The sequence below is a fragment of the Kluyvera intermedia genome (assembly GCF_034424175.1).
Lineage (GTDB): Bacteria > Pseudomonadota > Gammaproteobacteria > Enterobacterales > Enterobacteriaceae > Kluyvera > Kluyvera intermedia.
This window is the reverse complement of sequence record NZ_CP139986.1, coordinates 1,419,284-1,437,303: the sequence shown is the minus strand read 5'-3', so window position 1 is coordinate 1,437,303 and position 18,020 is coordinate 1,419,284. Positions and strand designations below refer to the sequence as shown.

Below are 18,020 nucleotides of genomic sequence, written 5' to 3'. Positions count from 1 at the left end.
CCGAGGGCCTTCAGAATGTTGTATGCCGGTTTTTTTTATGCTTTCCTAGGGTATACCGCACCTTTTTAAAGGAAGAACAGGTTTGACAGCCTCATTACAACACTATCTGGTTATTACAGCCCTGGGCGCGGATCGCTCCGGCATCGTCAATACGATTACACGTCATGTCAGCAGCTGCGGCTGTAACATCGAGGACAGTCGGTTGGCCATGCTGGGGGATGAGTTTACTTTTATTATGCTGCTTTCCGGCACCTGGAACGCCATCACCCTGATTGAATCCACTCTGCCGCTAAAGGGAGCCGAGCTGGATTTATTGATTGTGATGAAGCGCACGACCGCGCGACCGCGTCCAGCCATGCCTGCTACCGTGTGGGTTCAGGTGGAAGTCCCCGATTCCCCGCACATTATCGAACGTTTTACGGCGCTGTTCGATAGCTGGGAAATGAACATTGCTGAACTGGTTTCTCGTACTCAACCGGGTACCGATGAAAGCGCGGCACAGTTGTTCATCCAGATTACCGCCCATAGCCCCGCTACGAAAAATGCATCAAATATCGAGCAAGCGTTCAAAGCCCTATGTACAGAATTGAGCGCGCAAGGCAGTATAAACGTGATCAATTATTCACAGCATGATGAACAGGATGGAGCTTTGTAATGAACCCACTGAAAGCCGGTGATATCGCACCGAAATTTAGTTTGCCCGATCAAGACGGCGAGCAAGTAAATTTGACCGACTTCCAGGGACAACGTGTTCTGGTCTATTTCTACCCGAAAGCGATGACCCCTGGCTGCACCGTTCAGGCTTGCGGCCTTCGTGACAACATGGATGAGCTGAAAAAAGCGGGCGTCGAAGTGCTGGGTATCAGCACCGACAAACCAGAAAAACTTTCCCGTTTCGCCGAAAAAGAGCTGCTGAACTTCACGCTACTTTCTGATGAAGATCATCAGGTATGTGAGCAGTTTGGTATCTGGGGTGAAAAAACGTTCATGGGTAAAACCTATGACGGTATCCACCGTACCAGCTTCCTGGTGGATGCTGACGGTAAAATTGAACATGTGTTTGATGACTTCAAAACCAGTAATCACCACGATATCGTACTGGGCTGGCTACAAGCTAACGCCTAATCGATAAGTAGATAATGTGTAGGCCTGATAAGCTACGCGCCATCAGGCCTAACCGCGCACATTGCCGGATGTCGGCTTTGCCTTATCCGGCCTACGTACGTAGGTAACAAGGCCAAGCGCCGCGACGCCGGGAAACCTCGTCAATTTTGCACTTCCTCTTGCGTAACTAAACCGTCCGGCCAGGCGTGAACCACCGCTTTAACCAACGTTGCCAGTGGAATGGCAAAGAAGACACCCCAGAATCCCCACAGCCCGCCAAAAATCACCACCGACAGAATAATCACCAGCGGATGCAAGTTAACGGCCTCTGAAAACAGCACCGGCACCAGCAAATTACCATCCAGCCCCTGGATTATCAGATACACCACAAACAGGCTCCAGAACTCAGTCCCGAGTCCAAACTGGAACAGCGCCACACAAACGACCGGAATGGTCACCACAAATGCGCCGATATAAGGAATCAATACCGATATTCCGACCAGTACTGCCAGCAACAGCGAGTAGTTAAGGCCGAACATCAGGAAGCCGAGCCAGGTGGCGATACCGACGACAATCATCTCCAGTACCTTGCCACGAATATAGTTGGTGATCTGCTGGTTCATCTCTTTCCACACCTGCCCCGCCAACCCACGGTTACGCGGCAGAACGCGACGAACGGCGTTGAGCATCTGCTCTTTATCTTTGACGAGGAAAAAGACCATCAGCGGCACCAGAACCAGATAGACGGCGAGCGTCAGCAGCCCCATCAGCGAAGCAACGGAATATTTTACTACCGAGTCGCCCATGGTCAGCATTCGGCTGCGCATGTTCTCGGCCATCGCATCAATAATGCCAGCATCCATCAACGCCGGGTAACGACGTGGCAAAGTGGCGGCAAAATCCGACAATTTATTGAGCATGCCTGGCATATCGTGGATCAGATTAATCCCCTGCTGCCAGGCAATCGGCATCACCACAAATGACATCAGCAGCAAAATACCGATAAACAACACCATGACCACGCTGGTCGCCCAGGTTCTCGACCAGCCTAACCGCTCAAGGCGTACAGTCGGCCACTCCAGCAGATACGCTAAGACCAGGGCCACCAGCAGCGGCGCCAGCAGGCCGCTGAAGAAAAATAAAATGCAAAAACCAGCTACCAGAATCACCAGCAGGGCAATCGCTTCGGGGTCGCTAAATCGGCGACGGTACCACTGCATTAACATCTCGAGCATAAATCTATTCCCTGAAGCCTGTGCTTTCATACAGAACGTGAAGTGTATCTAAATGTCACAAAAAAGACTTCGCTTTTTATAATTATCCCGGCAATCGCGCGATTATCATTTTCAATAAGTAAGCAGATAGATACACTCGCTAAGCAGCCCATTACGGAACGTAACGGTATGCTGTTGGTCAAAACAGGCACATCCCACATTACAGGACAGAGGTTATGTTCAGGCAGTTGAAAAAAACGCTGTTGGCATCCCTTATTGCGACACTTGCGCTCGGCCAGATTGCGCCTGCGTTTGCAGACTCAGCGGATAATCTGCCGGATATGGGCACATCCGCAGGAAGCACGCTCTCCATCGGTCAGGAGCTGCAGATGGGGGATTACTATGTTCGACAACTGCGCGGCAGCGCACCGCTGATAAATGACCCGTTGCTGGTCCAGTACATTAATTCACTGGGTATGCGACTGGTCTCGCACGCCTATTCTGTTCGAACTCCGTTTCACTTCTATCTGATCAATAACGATGATATCAACGCCTTCGCCTTCTTCGGCGGTAACGTGGTGCTGCACTCGGCATTGTTCCGTTATTCTGATACCGAAAGCCAGCTGGCGTCGGTGATGGCGCACGAAATTTCGCACGTCACCCAACGTCACCTGGCGCGCGCGATGGAAGACCAGAAGCGTAACGCCCCATTGACGTGGGTAGGTGCGTTGGGTTCAATCTTGCTGGCGATGGCAAGCCCGCAGGCCGGTATGGCTGCACTGAGCGGTACGCTTGCGGGTACCCAACAGGGCATCATCAGCTTCACCCGTCAGAATGAGGAAGAGGCAGACCGCATCGGGATCCAGGTACTGCAACGCTCGGGGTTTGACCCGCAGGCGATGCCAGCCTTTATGGAAAAGTTGCTCGATCAGTCTCGCTATTCATCACGTCCGCCAGAAATGCTGCTGACTCACCCATTGCCGGAGAGTCGTTTGTCGGATGCGCGTAACCGCGCTAACCAGATGCGCCCGGTGGTGGTGCAATCCTCCGCAGACTTCTACTTTGCCAAAGCGCGTACGCTCGGCATGTATAACTCCGGGAAAAATCAGCTTGGTACCGACCTGCTCGATAACTGGTCGAAAGGCAATGTTCGCGAGCAGCATGCCGCGCAATATGGCCGTGCGTTGTTGGCAATGGAGGCGAAAAATTACGTCGAAGCCAGCAAGCAACTCCAGCCTCTGCTGAGCGCTGAGCCGCAAAATGCCTGGTTTCTTGACCTGGCGACCGATATTGATCTCGGGCAGAACAAAACCAATGAGGCGATTAGCCGGTTGAAGAATGCCCGTGAGCTGCGTACCAATCCAGTACTACAGTTAAACCTCGCCAATGCCCTGCTGGAAGCCGGTCAGGCCGGGGAAGCTGCGACGATTCTGAACCGCTATACGTTTAATAACAAAGACGACACCAACGGCTGGGATTTACTGGCTCAGGCGGAATCAAAGCTGGGCAACCGCGACCAGGAATTGGCCGCTCGCGCGGAAAATATGGCGCTGGTGGGAAGACTCGACCAGGCTATTTCCCTGCTGAGCGCCGCCAGCGCACAGGTGAAATTACGCAGCCTGCAACAGGCGCGCTACGATGCGCGAATTGACCAGTTGCGCCAGTTGCAAGAACGCTTCCGCCCTTATCAAAAAATGTAACAGGAGAGACTATGACGGATTCGGTCACCATCTACCATAATCCACGCTGCTCAAAGAGCCGCGAAACCTTGAGCCTTTTAAAGGATAACGGCATCGATCCAGACGTCGTGCTTTATCTGGAAACACCACCGGATTCCGCGACCTTGCGCAAACTGCTGACGATGCTTGGCATGAACAGCGCTCGCGAGCTGATGCGCCAGAAAGAGGATCTGTATAAGGAACTCAATCTTAGCGACAGCCAGCTCAGCGAAGAGGCGTTAATTCAGGCGATGGTGGACAATCCGAAGCTGATTGAGCGCCCGATCGTGGTCAGCAACGGCCAGGCGCGCATTGGCCGTCCGCCGGAGCAGGTTCTGGATATTGTTCGTTAAGAGCGTTGTGGCCGCAGCGCTTGTAAAAAAGCCTGCGGCGTCATATTCCCCAGTTTTTTCTGCTCCTTCCCCGTATTAAAAATAGTGCACAGCCTGACCGCCAGGGCATCCGGCGTACAAAACCGCGCAGCCGGGATAATGTCCACCAGCGGTAACGTCACCTGCACCGCCAACCGTTTATTGACTATACGCGACGCTCGCCCCTGAATGCTCCGCTCCACCAGCCGGTGGGTTAACGCATCAATCAGGATATCGTTTATCCATTCATCGCTTTTTATCTCAACAGATTGAACATCACCCGGGAACTGCGCCAGCACTTCATCCAGCCAGTTCACGACTAATGAAGGTGACATACCGGAGTAGACTCGTGCAGCACACCAACCGCTGACCGGTTCCTGAGCCCACAGCAAATGATGGTCGCCATCATCGTTCATATGCAGTGACAAGAAGCGATAGTGCAACGTGAGCGTTTGCGGTTTAACGCCCGCTTTCAGCGCCTTTTTACCACACGGCAGCTCGCTCTCCGCCCGATGATAAGAAGGCTTCAGGTAGCGGCTTAGCGTCGCACGGGATAGCGGGATCTCAAGCCCCTCCACCACTATAAACAACAAGTCGTCGAGCGGAGCGCGCAGAATATCCCGCAGGGCATTAATCAACACAATTTGTTCTTGTCTCATTGCTTTGTGTACCACTACTGGCGTCGTACTACGGTCAACGGTCTGTTCTCGATTACGCCAGCGGCGTACCGTTGTCACAGAGATCCCCAATTCACGCGCCAATTCACGGTCACTCTTATCGGACTCCTGCAAATACTTCCGGACTCTGGGCGTTGTCGTTGCATTGGCGTGCAGCTTAATTTCCATAAAAACCCTTTAAACAAATAACTAATCATATGAGATTTATATAGGTTAAGTCGGGACGTTGTGACCCGTTTCACCTTTCCGCCATAACCTTTCTTCGATAATCCTTTCGTCGTTTTCTATTACATAACACACACAATGTCCGTTAATCTTTTACGGAGTTCACAATGAACAATGTTCTGGGATTTTTAGAAGAGAAACTGATGCCGATTGCCGCGAAAACCGCACAGCAACGTCATCTTGGTGCCATTCGCGGTGCATACGTCTCCTTTATGCCTTTCATCATCGTTGGCTCTATCCTGCTGGTCATTTCGTCGTTCCCGAATCAGAGCTATCAACAATTTATGTCTCACAGCTTTGGTGCTAACTGGAGCGCCATCGTGGAAATTCCGTTTAACGCCGTATTCTCAACGATGTCGCTCTTTATCAGCTTCCTCGTCGCCTACCGTCTAGCAGAGCATTACGAGGGCGATCGCCTCTCATGCGGCATTCTGGCGCTGGTCAGTTTTCTGATCCTGACGCCGTTTATGAAGGTGGCGGAAAACGGCGGCATTACCGTTATGCCCGTTGAATGGATTGGCACCAAAGGGTTATTTGTCGCCATGATTGGTTCACTGCTCTGGACCGAGCTGTTTTGCTGGCTTAAAAAGAAAAAGCTGGTGATCAAAATGCCAGATGGCGTGCCGCCTGCGGTACAAGAGTCTTTTGCAGCGCTGATCCCGGCGCTCGTCGTGATGATTATCGTCCTGGCCATTCGCATCGGATTTGAAAATACCCACTACCAGACCATCCACCAGTTCATCTATGAAGTCGTCGCCACACCGGTTCGCCACTTCGGTACCTCGTATTTCGGCGCACTGATGACGGTATTTAGCATCACCATTTTGTGGTCGGTCGGGATTAACTCCGGATCGATGGTCAACGGCATCATTCGTCCACTGTGGATGGAAAACCAGACCGATAACATCGCCGCCATTCAAGCCGGCGTTACCCCACCCCATATTATTACCGAGCAGTTCTTCGACATGATTTGGATGGGCGGAGCTGGTGCCACATTATCACTGGTCATCGCCATGCTGATTTTTGCCCGCAGTAAGAGCATGCGCGAAGTGGCACGCCTTGGTGCAGGAGCATCGGTCTTTAACATTAACGAACCGGTGCTGTTCGGCTTGCCGGTGATTATGAACCCCATCATGCTGATCCCATTCAATCTGGTACCGCTGGTGCTGGTCACTATTCAGTATGTGGCGATGAAAATCGGCATGGTAGCAGTAACCACTGGCGTGTTTATCCCGTGGACGCTACCGCCTGTTATCAGCGGGTTTATCGTTACCGGGCATATTTCCGGCAGCGTGATGCAAATACTTAATCTACTGATTGGCGCGATGTTATATCTGCCGTTTATGCGCATTCTCGACAAGCAGTATCGTGCGGCAGAAATCAGTGAAGCTCAGGGATCCAATACGCTAGCAAAGCAGGAGTAAGAGATGTGGGGAATAATTGCAACCTGGCGTATGGCGCTGGAAGGGGTGAGTGACTCGGCTACGGCACTTGCCGCAGGCGACGTGGCGGCAACATCGGTCGTTGATGCGGTGGTCGCTGTCGAAGATTTTCCATTCTACAAATCGGTCGGTTATGGCGGCCTGCCCACCGAGAACGGCGAGGTCGAACTGGATGCAGCCTGGATGGACGGCGACACGCTGGCCTTTGGTGCGGTGGGAAATCTGGTCGATATTGCTAACCCGGTGAAGGTGGCTCATGCGCTGGGTCGCCAGCGCTATAACTCGCTGCTGGTCGGTCAGGGAGCGCGCGAATGGGCACTAAGTCAGGGATTTGGCGATAAAAAAATGCTCACCGAACGGGCGATGCAGCACTATCGTAAGCGCTGTCGCGAGACGCTGGATAAGGGGCTAAGTCCGTATGACGGGCACGACACCGTCGGCGTTATCGCGCTGGATAAACAAGGCTCGATGAGCGTCGCCACTTCGACGAGCGGCCTGTTTATGAAAAAGCGCGGTCGCCTGGGAGACTCGCCGATTATCGGTTCTGGTTTCTACTGTGACAGCGAGATTGGCGCAGCAACCGCGACCGGCGTTGGCGAAGACCTGATGAAAGGCTGCACCAGCTATGAAATCGTCCGCCGAATGGAACAAGGCATGACTCCACAGCAGGCGGCAGATTCAGTGGTGTACGAACTGGAAGATAAGCTAATGTCTCGCTTTGGTCGCGCGGGCGATCTGTCCGTCGTCTGCATGAACCGCAAAGGCGAATTTGGCGCAGCAACCAACATCAAAACGTTCTCTTTTGTTGTTGCCACTGCCACCCAGCCGCTGACGGTATTTTGCGCCGAACGTGTCAAAGAGAAGACCCATTATCAACCGGTGGACGACGCCTGGATGCAGGCCTATGCCGACCGCATTCGTGCGCCTATCGAGGAGTAAATGATGATTAACTACCGTTTAATCACGACGCTTGCCAGTGAATTGAAACAGAACCATTTAATTACCTTCCCCGGCAGCGCCCTGCTTTTGGAAAAACCATTGCGCGATAACCCGCTGATTGCCGAAATGACGGCGCATGCCGAACAGGGGACGCTGGCGGATACGTGCTTTGGCTGCGAGCCGTTTGCACGTATTACCGTGGTTCCGCTCGATGCCTGGCAGGACAGCCTGACTGATTCGCTTCTTGACGCGCTTCGCCCGCTACTTGCCACACCCGCTTGCAACGACGTTCTGCTGGACTGTACCCGTATTCATGACACCGTGCTGGCAAAAACCCTGCGCTTCCTCTTCAATCAGGCGCATAGGTTGACGGATCTCGGGCTAAAAAAATCACCTAACCACATCACACGTCTGGCGCAAATCAATGCCTACTGTGCGAAGAGCGAATCCGCGCGGCTGGAGACATTATTCAGCCAACAGCAGGCCATCGCCAACGGGATGATTGCCGCGCGCCGTCTGGCTGATATTCCCTCTGAACACTGTACGCCGCAGTTTGTCGTGGACGAAGCTCAGCGCCTGTGCGCCAATTTCTCTTCCCTGCGCTGCGAAGTGCTGGATGAAAATGCCATCGTTGAGCAGGGTCTTGGTCTGCTGCATGCGGTCGGCAAAGGCTCGACTCGCCCTCCACGCCTGTTAGCCATTCATTACGATGGTGCAAGCAGCGGCCCGGTGCGTAGCTACGTCGGTAAAGGCGTGACCTTTGATACCGGTGGCCTGTGGCTAAAAGAAGGCGCAGGCATGTACACCATGAAATATGACATGTGTGGCGCGGCAAACGTCCTCGGCCTGATGCTGAGCATCGCTGAGCTTGGCCTGCCGGTGCGGGTCATGGGCGTACTGGCGCTGGCGGAAAATGCTATCGGCCCGGATGCGATGCAGCCCGGCAGCGTAGCGCGCGCTTGTAATGGCATGACGGTCGAAATCAATAACACTGATGCAGAAGGTCGACTGGTGCTGTCCGACGCCATCGCCTGGGCCAGCCAACGTCACCCTAAAACTCGTTATATCATTGATTTAGCAACGTTGACGGGTGCAGTGGTTAAAGCACTGGGCTACGAGTTGAGTGGGTTAATGACCCAGGATAATGCTTTACGCTGTGCGCTGACCGCTGCCGGCGAGCAGAGCGGTGATGAGGTATGGTCGTTGCCGCTGGATGCGCGCCTTAAAAAGCAAACGGAAAGCGCCATTGCCGATTTGTGTAATACGCCGACCAATAATGCTGCTATTAGTGCTTCTGCGGCATGGTTGCTGCATCATTTTTGTCCGGAGAATATTCCGTGGGCACATCTCGATATCAGCGGTACGGCATTGTGGCGCGAGGGAGGGAAAAGCGTGGCATCGGGAAGACCGATTCCGCTGCTGATGCAGCATCTGCTGAATGATTTGGACACTGGAGCGTAGGTTCTGGAGCACATCCCGGAATCGGTGCGAGGCACAACATCATCAGGATACATTTTTACGGGTAGCCCGGACGAGGCACAACGTCATCGGGGATACATTTTTACGGGTAGCCCGGCCAAGCGCAGCGCCGCCGGGAGGGCGCTAGAGCTTGAGGATTTCTTTTACAAACGGAATGGTCAGCTTGCGCTGGGCGGTAATCGAGGCGTGATCCAGCTGATCAAGCGTTAAGAACAGGGTGCGCATTTCACGATCCAGGCGTTTTAGCAGGAAGCGGCAAACATCTTCCGGCATCTCGAACCCGCGCAGTCGCGCACGCAGCTGTAGCGCCTGGAGTTTATCTTCATCGGAAAGCGGCTGAAGTTTGTAAATTTGCCCCCAATCCAGGCGCGAAGCCAGATCCGGCAAACCGAGATTCAGCTGGCGTGGCGGACGATCGCCGGTGATCAGAAGACGCGTATTGCCCGACTCAAGAATGCGGTTATAGAGATTAAAGATCGCCATCTCCCACATTTCATCACCGGCAACACACTCGATATTATCGATACAGACCAGAGAAAGTTGCTCCATCCCTTCCAGCACTTCCGGCACAAACCAGGTCCGCTTATCCAGTGGAACGTAGCCTACCGCATCACCGCGCTGGGAAAGTTCAGCACAGGCTGCATGCAGCAAATGGCTGCGCCCGGCACCTTCACGTGACCAGATATAGATGTATCCGCTGTGATCCTGCCGCAGTACATTTTGCACGGCTGCAAGTAAAGAAGGGTTATCACCCGGCCAGAAACTTGAGAAAGTTTCATCATCGGGAAGATACAGTGGCAAAGAGAGCTGTGCCGGTGCGTTCAGAGAGACCTCAACATGGGCTTACGAAAAATCGAAAAGAGTTTACCACAGAAATTAGCGAGGAGAGAACCGGGCGGCGATCCCGCCCGGTCAGAGGATCAATGGGAGGTTTGATCGCTTTCTTCAGCATCCAGAACATCTTCTTCCGGGCGCAGTACGCTTATCAGCTTAAACACCAGGGAGAGACAGATACCGACGATCGTCGCTAATGCCATTCCTTTGAGTTCAGCAGCACCAATGTGCACTTTGGCACCGCTCACACCGATAATCAGGATAACGGACGTCAGGATCAGATTTTGCGCTTTGCTGTAATCCACTTTCGATTCGATCAGCACGCGAATACCGGATGCCCCGATCACGCCGTACAGCAGCAGAGAAACACCGCCCATTACCGGCAGTGGGATAATCTGGATCGCCGCCGCCAGCTTGCCAACGCAGGAGAGCAGAATCGCGATGATCGCCGCCCCGCCGATAACCCAGGTGCTGTATACGCGGGTAATCGCCATAACGCCGATGTTCTCGCCGTACGTGGTGTTTGGCGTTGAGCCAAAGAAACCGGAAATGATAGTAGAAAGTCCGTTGGCAAACATCGAACGATGCAGACCTGGATCACGAATCAAATCCTTCTTCACAATGTTTGCCGTCACCACCAGGTGACCGACGTGCTCGGCAATAACCACCAGCGCCGCTGGCAGAATGGTGAAGATAGCAAACCATTCAAAACGCGGCGTGTAGAAAGTTGGCAGCGCAAACCAGTGCGCCTCGGCAATGGGTGAAGTATCAACCACGCCCATCACGAAGGAGAGCGCATAGCCGACCAGTACACCGATAAGGATGGGGATAATTGCCAGGAAGCCGCGGAACAGCACGGAACCGAAGACGGTAACGCCCAGCGTGACCAGCGAAATGATGATGGTCTTTGTATCCGCAGACTGACCATCAGGTGGCAGCAGACCGGCCATATTCGCCGCAACACCCGCCAGCTCCAGACCAATCACGGCAACGATAGCGCCCATTGCCGCCGGTGGAAACATCACGTCAAGCCAGCCGGTACCCGCTTTCTTCACGATAAAAGAGACGATACAGAACAGCACGCCACACATAATAAAGCCGCCCAGCGCCACTTCGTATCCCAACGGTAACAGCAGCAGCACCGGAGAGATAAACGCAAAGCTGGAACCCAGATAAGCCGGGATTTTACCTTTACAGATAAAGAGGTACAGCAGCGTTCCGAGGCCATTAAACAACAGCACGGTAGCCGGGTTAATATGGAACAGAACCGGTACCAGCACGGTTGCGCCAAACATGGCGAATAAATGCTGCAAGCTAAGCGGGATAGTCTGTAAAAGTGGCGGTCTTTCACTGACCCCAATGGCACGGCGCGTCATGGTGTTTTCCTCTGTTGTGTTATTAGCCCAGTTTTTTATTCAAAAAAAAGCCGACTTTCAAAGTCGGCTCTTTTTATTTTTTCGTTTACTTGGTACCAAAAATCTTATCGCCGGCATCGCCGAGGCCCGGAATAATGTATCCGTGCTCGTTGAGGCCCTGGTCAATTGACGCCGTGTACAGCTCAATGTCCGGGTGCGCTTTTTCCAGCGCCGCGATACCTTCCGGTGCCGCTACCAGAACCAGCACCTTAATGCTGGTGCAGCCCGCTTTTTTCAGCAGGTCGATGGTCGCGATAACGGAACCACCGGTGGCCAGCATCGGGTCAACGATCAGCGCCATGCGCTCATCAATGTTGGAAACCAGTTTCTGGAAGTACGGTACCGGCTCAAACGTCTCTTCGTCACGGTACATACCCACGACGCTGATACGTGCACTTGGCACGTTTTCCAGTACGCCGTCCATCATGCCCAGGCCCGCACGCAGGATTGGCACAACGGTAATTTTCTTGCCTTTGATCTGGTCGATTTCTACCGGGCCGTTCCAGCCTTCGATAGTCACTTTTTCGGTTTCCAGACCGGCGGTGGCTTCATAAGTCAGCAAGCTGCCCACTTCGGAGGCGAGTTCACGGAAGCGTTTGGTGCTGATGTCGTTCTCGCGCATCAGGCCCAGCTTGTGTTTGACGAGTGGGTGTTTAACTTCCACAATCTTCATTCTCTTTCTCCTTTGAATGGGGCAGCCACAAAAAAAATCGCCGGATTATACCGCTTTTTTTCGACTGCGCCATACCCATGTTGATTGACCAGGATCAAGCAAAGCGGCGAACGGGACTGCAAACAGTATAAGTCAGGATAAAAATAAACCCCGACTCGCGGGGTTTTATTTTAATTATTCAGCAAGTTATAACTCACTTCCATTGGTCGCAATCACCTTTTGATACCAGGCAAAAGATTTTTTGCGGCTGCGGGCAAGCGTACCGTTACCTTCGTTATCTTTATCAACATAAATAAAGCCGTAACGTTTTTTCATTTCACCGGTACCGGCAGAAACCAGGTCGATACAGCCCCACGGGGTGTAGCCCATCAGATCAACACCGTCTTCTACTACCGCTTTTTTCATTTCAGCAATGTGTGCCGCAAGATAGTCGATACGATACTGATCGTTCACCGTACCGTCGCTCTCCTGCACATCAATCGCGCCAAAACCGTTTTCGACAATAAATAGCGGTAACTGATAGTGGTCATAGAACCAGTTTAGCGAGTATCGCAGGCCAACCGGGTCAATCTGCCAGCCCCAATCGGATTTTTGGACATACGGGTTGGAAACAAGGCTGGTGGTTTCATCGTAATCAAGCTGAGGATTGTCCGCAGTGGCTTTGGTGGCAAACGACATGTAGTAGCTAAAACCGATATAGTCGACACAGCCCTCAGCCAGCGCCTGACGATCTTCTTCAGTGATATCGAGCTCGAATCCACGACGTTCGAAGTAGTTCAGCAGATGCTGCGGGTATTTGCCACGCACATGAACATCCGTAAACCAGTAGCGGCGGTGCATCGCATTCATCGCCATCATCATATCGTTTGGTGCACAGCTCAGAGGATAAATCGGACACATGGCGATCATGCAGCCAATTTGCAGTTGTGGGTTGATTTCATGCCCAATTTTCACTGCCAGGGCACTCGCGACCAGTTCGTAGTGCGCAGCCTGGTACATCACCGGCTCACGGTCTTCACCCGGCGCGTACTTAAGCCCGGAGTTAGTAAACGGCGCAAAGTCTTCGTGGAAGTTAGCCTGGTTGTTAATTTCGTTAAACGTCATCCAGTACTTCACTTTGTGCTGATAGCGGGTGAACACCACTTCCGCGAAGCGAACGAAGAACTCAATCAACTTACGGTTGCGCCAACCGCCATATTCGGTGACCAGGTGATAAGGCATCTCGAAGTGAGATAACGTAATCACCGGCTCGATACCGAGCTTCAGACACTCGTCAAACAGATCGTCATAGAACTGTAGCCCGGCTTCATTCGGGGTCAGTTCGTCGCCGTTAGGGAAAATACGCGTCCAGGCAATTGAGGTACGGAAACATTTATAGCCCATCTCAGCGAACAGTTTCAGGTCGTCTTTGTAACGATGGTAAAAATCGATAGCTTCGTGATTTGGGTAGTTTTTCCCTGGCAACACGCCGTTGGTGATTTCACGCGGAACGCCATGTGCGCCAGCGGTCATCACATCCGCCACGCTTGCGCCCTTTCCGCCTTCCTGCCAACCGCCTTCGAGTTGATGCGCTGCAACCGCGCCGCCCCAGAGAAATCCAGCTTTAAATCCAGTCATATCTTTCCCTCGTTAATCAGTTAGTTATCGCTGAGAGTACTGCTAATTAAAACCTACCAGCCCGGCGCTATGGTCATCCGCAACACAAAAAGAAACCGGTTTCAGTTACATGATGTGGATTCCAGGAAGGCGATGCAAGAACAAGGGTGTACCCGGTTTCATTTTCGTGAGCCGTATCATATTTGACCGATTTATTGACTGAAAAGCGGGAAAAAAAGGTTTAAAAAAATGGGTGCAGAATAGGCTCGCAAACGTTTGCCTTGGCTGGTAGAATTGCGCCGATTTTTCTTGCTATCGCAAACGCGTGGAGACTTGCAGTGACCGACAAAACCTCTCTCAGCTACAAAGATGCCGGTGTTGATATTGACGCAGGAAACGCTCTGGTTGACCGCATCAAAGGAGTGGTGAAGAAAACTCGCCGTCCTGAGGTGATGGGTGGATTAGGTGGTTTCGGCGCATTGTGCGCACTGCCGCAAAAATATCGTGAACCGGTGCTGGTTTCCGGCACTGACGGCGTTGGCACAAAGTTACGTTTAGCGATGGATTTAAAACGTCATGACACCATCGGTATTGACCTGGTCGCCATGTGCGTTAACGACCTGGTCGTTCAGGGTGCTGAGCCGCTGTTTTTCCTCGATTACTATGCAACAGGTAAACTGGAAGTCGATACGGCAGCAAGCGTCATCAGCGGTATCGCTGAAGGGTGCCTGCAATCTGGCTGTGCGCTGGTCGGTGGCGAAACGGCTGAAATGCCGGGCATGTATCACGGCGAAGACTACGACGTGGCGGGATTCTGCGTGGGCGTGGTCGAAAAATCAGAAATTATCGACGGTAGTAAAGTCGCTGACGGCGACGTCCTTATTGCACTAGGCTCCAGCGGCCCGCACTCCAACGGTTATTCCCTGGTGCGTAAAATCATCGAAGTGAGCGGTTGCAACCCGGACACCACACAACTGGAAGGCAAAACGCTGGCTGACCATCTGCTTGCGCCAACCCGTATCTACGTGAAGTCTATTCTCGATCTGATTGCCAACGTTGAGGTGCACGCTATCGCTCACCTGACCGGCGGTGGCTTCTGGGAAAACATTCCGCGCGTATTGCCAGACAATACGCAGGCCGTGATTGACGAGTCCTCCTGGCAGTGGCCAGCGGTGTTTAACTGGTTGCAGGATGCCGGTAACGTCAGCAGCTTTGAAATGTACCGCACCTTCAACTGCGGCGTCGGCATGGTCATTGCGCTGGCAGCAGACCAGGCGGATAAAGCCATTGCACTGATGAACGAAAAAGGTGAAAACGCGTGGAAAATCGGCTATATCAAAGCCTCTGATTCCGAACAGCGTGTGGTCATCGAATAAATGAAAAACATCGTGGTGCTGATTTCCGGTAACGGCAGCAACTTGCAGGCAATTATTGACGCCTGCGAGCAGAAAAAAGTGAATGGCACCATTCGAGCGGTTTTCAGCAATAAGGCCGATGCATTCGGCCTTGAGCGTGCACGCGATGCGGGGATCCCTTCGCATGCGCTGGCGGCCAGTCAGTTTGCCAGTCGTGAAGCATTTGACCGCGAATTGATGCATGAAATCGACGCCTATGCCCCCGATGTAGTCGTGCTGGCAGGTTATATGCGTATCCTGAGTGCCGATTTCGTCGGTCACTATCAGGGGAAATTACTGAATATCCACCCTTCCCTGCTGCCGAAATATCCAGGTCTGCATACCCATCGTCAAGCGCTGGAGAACGGCGACGCTGAGCACGGTACGTCGGTGCATTTCGTCACCGAAGAGCTTGACGGCGGGCCGGTAATTCTCCAGGCAAAGGTGCCGGTTTTTGACGGCGACGACGAGGATGAAATTACCTCTCGGGTTCAGGTGCAGGAGCACGCAATCTATCCCCTGGTGGTTGGCTGGTTCCTCGATGGACGCCTGAAAATGCAGGATAATCATGCCTGGATCGACGGCGTCAGGCTGCCTCCGGCAGGCTACGCGGCGGATGAGTAAACGCCGACGCACAAATCTATTACAGAGGGCCATCATGGCCCTCTTTTTTTATCCCTCTAATAGCTAGCCGGCCAAGAGTAGAAATAGCGAAAAAGACTTAGATATCAAAAAGAATAGCGAAAATTTTCATATGCAAAATAGGATAACTGTCATACTTAGCTGACACAGTTGGACATAGCCCGGCAAAGCTAGCAATATACTTAGTAAGACGTCTTTGCCGCGTCCCGTGAACAAACCGGAGTGTAAGTAGTAATGGGTCAGGAAAAACTGTACATCGAAAAAGAGCTGAGCTGGTTGTCCTTCAACGAGCGCGTCCTTCAGGAAGCGGCAGATAAAAGCAATCCGCTGATTGAACGTATGCGTTTTTTGGGTATTTACTCCAACAACCTCGATGAGTTCTATAAGGTCCGCTTCGCAGAGTTAAAACGCCGCATCATCATCAGCGAAGAACAAGGCGTGACCACGCATTCTCGTCACCTGCTGACCCGAATTCAGGCGCGGGTGCTGAAAGCCGATCAGGAGTTTGATGGCTTGTACAACGAGTTGCTGCTGGAGATGGCACGCAACCAAATCTTCCTGATAAACGAACGTCAGCTTTCTGTGAACCAACAAAGCTGGCTACGTCACTACTTTAAACATTATCTGCGCCAGCACATCACCCCTATTCTGCTCAACCGGGAAACCGATCTGGTGCAGTTCCTGAAAGATGATTACACCTATCTGGCGGTGGAAATTATTCGCGGCGATGAGTTTAATTACGCGCTGCTGGAGATCCCATCAGATAAAGTGCCGCGCTTCGTCAACCTGCCGCCGGAAACCCCGCGTCGTCGCAAGCCAATGATCCTGCTAGATAACATTTTGCGCTATTGCCTGGATGATATCTTCAAAGGCTTCTTTGATTACGATGCGCTCAATGCCTACTCGATGAAAATGACCCGTGATGCCGAGTACGATCTGGTGCACGAGATGGAGTCGAGCCTGATGGAGCTGATGTCTTCGAGCCTCAAGCAGCGCCTGACCGCCGAGCCAGTGCGTTTCGTCTATCAGCGCGATATGCCTGATGCCATGGTCGAGATGCTGCGTAAAAAACTCAATATCTCACGCTATGATTCCATAGTACCGGGCGGTCGCTACCACAATTTTAAAGACTTTATTGGTTTCCCGAACGTCGGCAAAGCCAATTTGGTCAATAAACCGATGCCGAGGTTACGCCACGTCTGGTTTGATAAATTCCGCAATGGCTTTGACGCCATTCGCGAGCGGGATGTGCTGCTCTATTATCCGTATCACACTTTTGAGCATGTGCTGGAACTGCTGCGACAGGCGTCATTCGACCCGAACGTACTGGCAATCAAGATCAATATTTATCGCGTGGCAAAAGACTCACGTATTATTGATGCCATGATCCATGCCGCCCACAACGGCAAGAAAGTTACGGTGGTGGTTGAGTTGCAGGCTCGCTTTGACGAAGCGGCGAATATCCACTGGGCCAAGCGCCTTACCGAAGCAGGCGTACACGTTATCTTCTCGGCACCGGGCCTGAAAATCCACGCCAAGCTGTTCCTGATTTCACGTAAAGAAGGCGAAGACGTGGTGCGCTATGCGCATATCGGTACCGGTAATTTCAACGAAAAAACCGCGCGTATTTACACCGACTATTCATTACTGACAGCGGATGCTCGCATCACCAACGAAGTACGCCGGGTGTTTAACTTTATCGAAAACCCGTACCGTCCAGTCACTTTTGACTACTTGCTGGTGTCGCCGCAGAACTCTCGTCGCCTGCTCTACAAAATGATCGACCATGAAATTGCCAACGCGCAGAACGGGTTACCGGCAGGAATTACGCTGAAACTCAATAACCTGGTGGACAAAGGGCTTGTCGATCGTCTGTATGCGGCGTCCAGTTCCGGCGTGCAGGTCAATCTGTTGATCCGTGGCATGTGCTCTTTGATTCCGGAATTAGCAGGGATCAGCGATAATATTCGCGTAATCAGCATCGTTGATCGTTTCCTTGAGCACGATAGGATCTATATTTTTGATAACGGCGGCGATAAACGCGTGTATCTCTCCTCCGCAGATTGGATGACGCGTAATATCGATTACCGTATTGAAGTCGCCACACCACTGCTGGATCCGCGCCTCAAACAACGGATCCTCGATATTATTGAAATTCTGTTCAGCGACACGGTAAAAGCCCGTTATGTTGATAAAGAACTGAGTAATCGCTATGTTCCACGCGGGAACCGACGCAAGGTTCGCGCGCAACAAGCGATCTACGATTATCTCAAATCACTTGAACAACCTGACTAACC

At 52.4% G+C, this 18,020-nt stretch carries 16 protein-coding genes; 10 read left to right on the top strand and 6 right to left on the bottom strand.

Features of this window, described 5'->3' with window-relative positions:
* Nucleotides 1-82 precede the first annotated feature (82 nt).
* Nucleotides 83-655, top strand: a complete 573-nt coding sequence (locus tag U0026_RS06920; protein ID WP_062774444.1) for a glycine cleavage system transcriptional repressor — start codon at nt 83-85, stop codon at nt 653-655.
* Nucleotides 655-1,125 carry a thioredoxin-dependent thiol peroxidase gene (bcp, locus tag U0026_RS06915; RefSeq protein WP_062774446.1) on the top strand — a complete coding sequence of 157 codons (471 nt, stop codon included), beginning with the start codon at nt 655-657 and terminating at the stop codon, nt 1,123-1,125. The genes U0026_RS06920 and bcp overlap by 1 nt, the downstream gene beginning before the upstream one ends.
* Before the next feature lie 140 nt (nt 1,126-1,265).
* Here the strand turns inward: bcp and U0026_RS06910 are convergent, their stop codons facing one another.
* Entirely contained in the window at nt 1,266-2,339 is a 1,074-nt protein-coding gene (locus U0026_RS06910; protein ID WP_062774449.1) for an AI-2E family transporter, read from the bottom strand.
* Between the two features lie 215 nt (nt 2,340-2,554).
* Between U0026_RS06910 and bepA the strand changes: the two genes are divergently transcribed.
* Both bepA and arsC read left to right on the top strand, forming a co-directional pair.
* Nucleotides 2,555-4,018 carry a beta-barrel assembly-enhancing protease gene (gene bepA / locus U0026_RS06905; RefSeq protein ID WP_062774452.1) on the top strand — a complete coding sequence of 488 codons (1,464 nt, stop codon included), beginning with the start codon at nt 2,555-2,557 and terminating at the stop codon, nt 4,016-4,018.
* An 11-nt stretch (nt 4,019-4,029) separates the two neighbouring features.
* The gene (gene arsC, locus U0026_RS06900) at nt 4,030-4,389 is read left to right on the top strand and encodes an arsenate reductase (glutaredoxin) (protein WP_062774454.1); all 360 of its coding nucleotides are present in this window, start codon (nt 4,030-4,032) and stop codon (nt 4,387-4,389) included.
* Here the strand turns inward: arsC and U0026_RS06895 are convergent.
* A complete protein-coding gene (locus tag U0026_RS06895; RefSeq protein WP_062774456.1) occupies nt 4,386-5,252 on the bottom strand; it encodes a helix-turn-helix domain-containing protein in 867 nt (288 codons plus the stop codon). The genes arsC and U0026_RS06895 overlap by 4 nt on opposite strands.
* 164 nt (nt 5,253-5,416) lie before the next feature.
* On the opposite strand from U0026_RS06895, the gene celB reads away from it, so the two are divergent.
* Genes celB through U0026_RS06880 form a run of 3 tightly spaced genes read left to right on the top strand, consistent with a single transcriptional unit; the run spans nt 5,417 to nt 9,151 of the window.
* Nucleotides 5,417-6,733, top strand: a complete 1,317-nt coding sequence (gene celB, locus U0026_RS06890; RefSeq protein ID WP_062774458.1) for a PTS cellobiose transporter subunit IIC — start codon at nt 5,417-5,419, stop codon at nt 6,731-6,733.
* A 3-nt stretch (nt 6,734-6,736) separates the two neighbouring features.
* The gene (locus U0026_RS06885; RefSeq protein WP_062774460.1) at nt 6,737-7,690 is read left to right on the top strand and encodes a N(4)-(beta-N-acetylglucosaminyl)-L-asparaginase; all 954 of its coding nucleotides are present in this window, start codon (nt 6,737-6,739) and stop codon (nt 7,688-7,690) included.
* A gap of 3 nt (nt 7,691-7,693) precedes the next feature.
* Nucleotides 7,694-9,151 carry a leucyl aminopeptidase family protein gene (locus U0026_RS06880; protein WP_062774622.1) on the top strand — a complete coding sequence of 486 codons (1,458 nt, stop codon included), beginning with the start codon at nt 7,694-7,696 and terminating at the stop codon, nt 9,149-9,151.
* Between the two features lie 141 nt (nt 9,152-9,292).
* Here U0026_RS06880 and U0026_RS06875 read toward each other — a convergent pair whose 3' ends face one another.
* The 4 genes from U0026_RS06875 to U0026_RS06860 form a co-directional block, all read right to left on the bottom strand.
* Nucleotides 9,293-9,994: a DnaA inactivator Hda gene (locus U0026_RS06875; RefSeq protein ID WP_073971108.1), complete on the bottom strand. Its 702-nt coding sequence runs from the start codon at nt 9,992-9,994 to the stop codon at nt 9,293-9,295.
* Nucleotides 9,995-10,089: 95 nt separating this feature from the next.
* Complete coding sequence (uraA, locus tag U0026_RS06870; RefSeq protein ID WP_062774464.1) at nt 10,090-11,379, bottom strand: uracil permease; 1,290 nt, start codon at nt 11,377-11,379, stop codon at nt 10,090-10,092.
* A gap of 85 nt (nt 11,380-11,464) precedes the next feature.
* The gene (gene upp, locus U0026_RS06865; protein WP_062774466.1) at nt 11,465-12,091 is read right to left on the bottom strand and encodes a uracil phosphoribosyltransferase; all 627 of its coding nucleotides are present in this window, start codon (nt 12,089-12,091) and stop codon (nt 11,465-11,467) included.
* Nucleotides 12,092-12,277: 186 nt separating this feature from the next.
* A complete protein-coding gene (locus U0026_RS06860) occupies nt 12,278-13,708 on the bottom strand; it encodes a 6-phospho-beta-glucosidase (RefSeq protein WP_062774468.1) in 1,431 nt (476 codons plus the stop codon).
* A gap of 317 nt (nt 13,709-14,025) precedes the next feature.
* Here U0026_RS06860 and purM point away from each other — a divergent pair, with 317 nt between their 5' ends.
* The 3 genes from purM (at nt 14,026) to ppk1 (ending at nt 18,018) form a co-directional block, all read left to right on the top strand.
* The gene (purM, locus tag U0026_RS06855; RefSeq protein ID WP_062774470.1) at nt 14,026-15,063 is read left to right on the top strand and encodes a phosphoribosylformylglycinamidine cyclo-ligase; all 1,038 of its coding nucleotides are present in this window, start codon (nt 14,026-14,028) and stop codon (nt 15,061-15,063) included.
* Nucleotides 15,064-15,705 (top strand): phosphoribosylglycinamide formyltransferase, encoded by a 642-nt coding sequence (gene purN / locus U0026_RS06850; RefSeq protein ID WP_062774472.1) that lies wholly within the window; start codon nt 15,064-15,066, stop codon nt 15,703-15,705.
* 252 nt (nt 15,706-15,957) lie between these two features.
* Nucleotides 15,958-18,018, top strand: a complete 2,061-nt coding sequence (ppk1, locus tag U0026_RS06845; RefSeq protein ID WP_062774474.1) for a polyphosphate kinase 1 — start codon at nt 15,958-15,960, stop codon at nt 18,016-18,018.
* Nucleotides 18,019-18,020: the final 2 nt, after the last annotated feature.

Bases quoted from the DNA above. Each gene is read 5' to 3' on its own strand.
- bcp (WP_062774446.1), top strand. From the start codon at position 655: ATGAACCCACTGAAAGCCGGTGATATCGCACCGAAATTTAGTTTGCCC.
- U0026_RS06910 (WP_062774449.1), bottom strand. From the start codon at position 2,339: ATGCTCGAGATGTTAATGCAGTGGTACCGTCGCCGATTTAGCGACCCC.
- bepA (WP_062774452.1), top strand. From the start codon at position 2,555: ATGTTCAGGCAGTTGAAAAAAACGCTGTTGGCATCCCTTATTGCGACA.
- arsC (WP_062774454.1), top strand. From the start codon at position 4,030: ATGACGGATTCGGTCACCATCTACCATAATCCACGCTGCTCAAAGAGC.
- U0026_RS06895 (WP_062774456.1), bottom strand. From the start codon at position 5,252: ATGGAAATTAAGCTGCACGCCAATGCAACGACAACGCCCAGAGTCCGG.
- celB (WP_062774458.1), top strand. From the start codon at position 5,417: ATGAACAATGTTCTGGGATTTTTAGAAGAGAAACTGATGCCGATTGCC.
- U0026_RS06885 (WP_062774460.1), top strand. From the start codon at position 6,737: ATGTGGGGAATAATTGCAACCTGGCGTATGGCGCTGGAAGGGGTGAGT.
- U0026_RS06880 (WP_062774622.1), top strand. From the start codon at position 7,694: ATGATTAACTACCGTTTAATCACGACGCTTGCCAGTGAATTGAAACAG.
- uraA (WP_062774464.1), bottom strand. From the start codon at position 11,379: ATGACGCGCCGTGCCATTGGGGTCAGTGAAAGACCGCCACTTTTACAG.
- upp (WP_062774466.1), bottom strand. From the start codon at position 12,091: ATGAAGATTGTGGAAGTTAAACACCCACTCGTCAAACACAAGCTGGGC.
- U0026_RS06860 (WP_062774468.1), bottom strand. From the start codon at position 13,708: ATGACTGGATTTAAAGCTGGATTTCTCTGGGGCGGCGCGGTTGCAGCG.
- purN (WP_062774472.1), top strand. From the start codon at position 15,064: ATGAAAAACATCGTGGTGCTGATTTCCGGTAACGGCAGCAACTTGCAG.
- ppk1 (WP_062774474.1), top strand. From the start codon at position 15,958: ATGGGTCAGGAAAAACTGTACATCGAAAAAGAGCTGAGCTGGTTGTCC.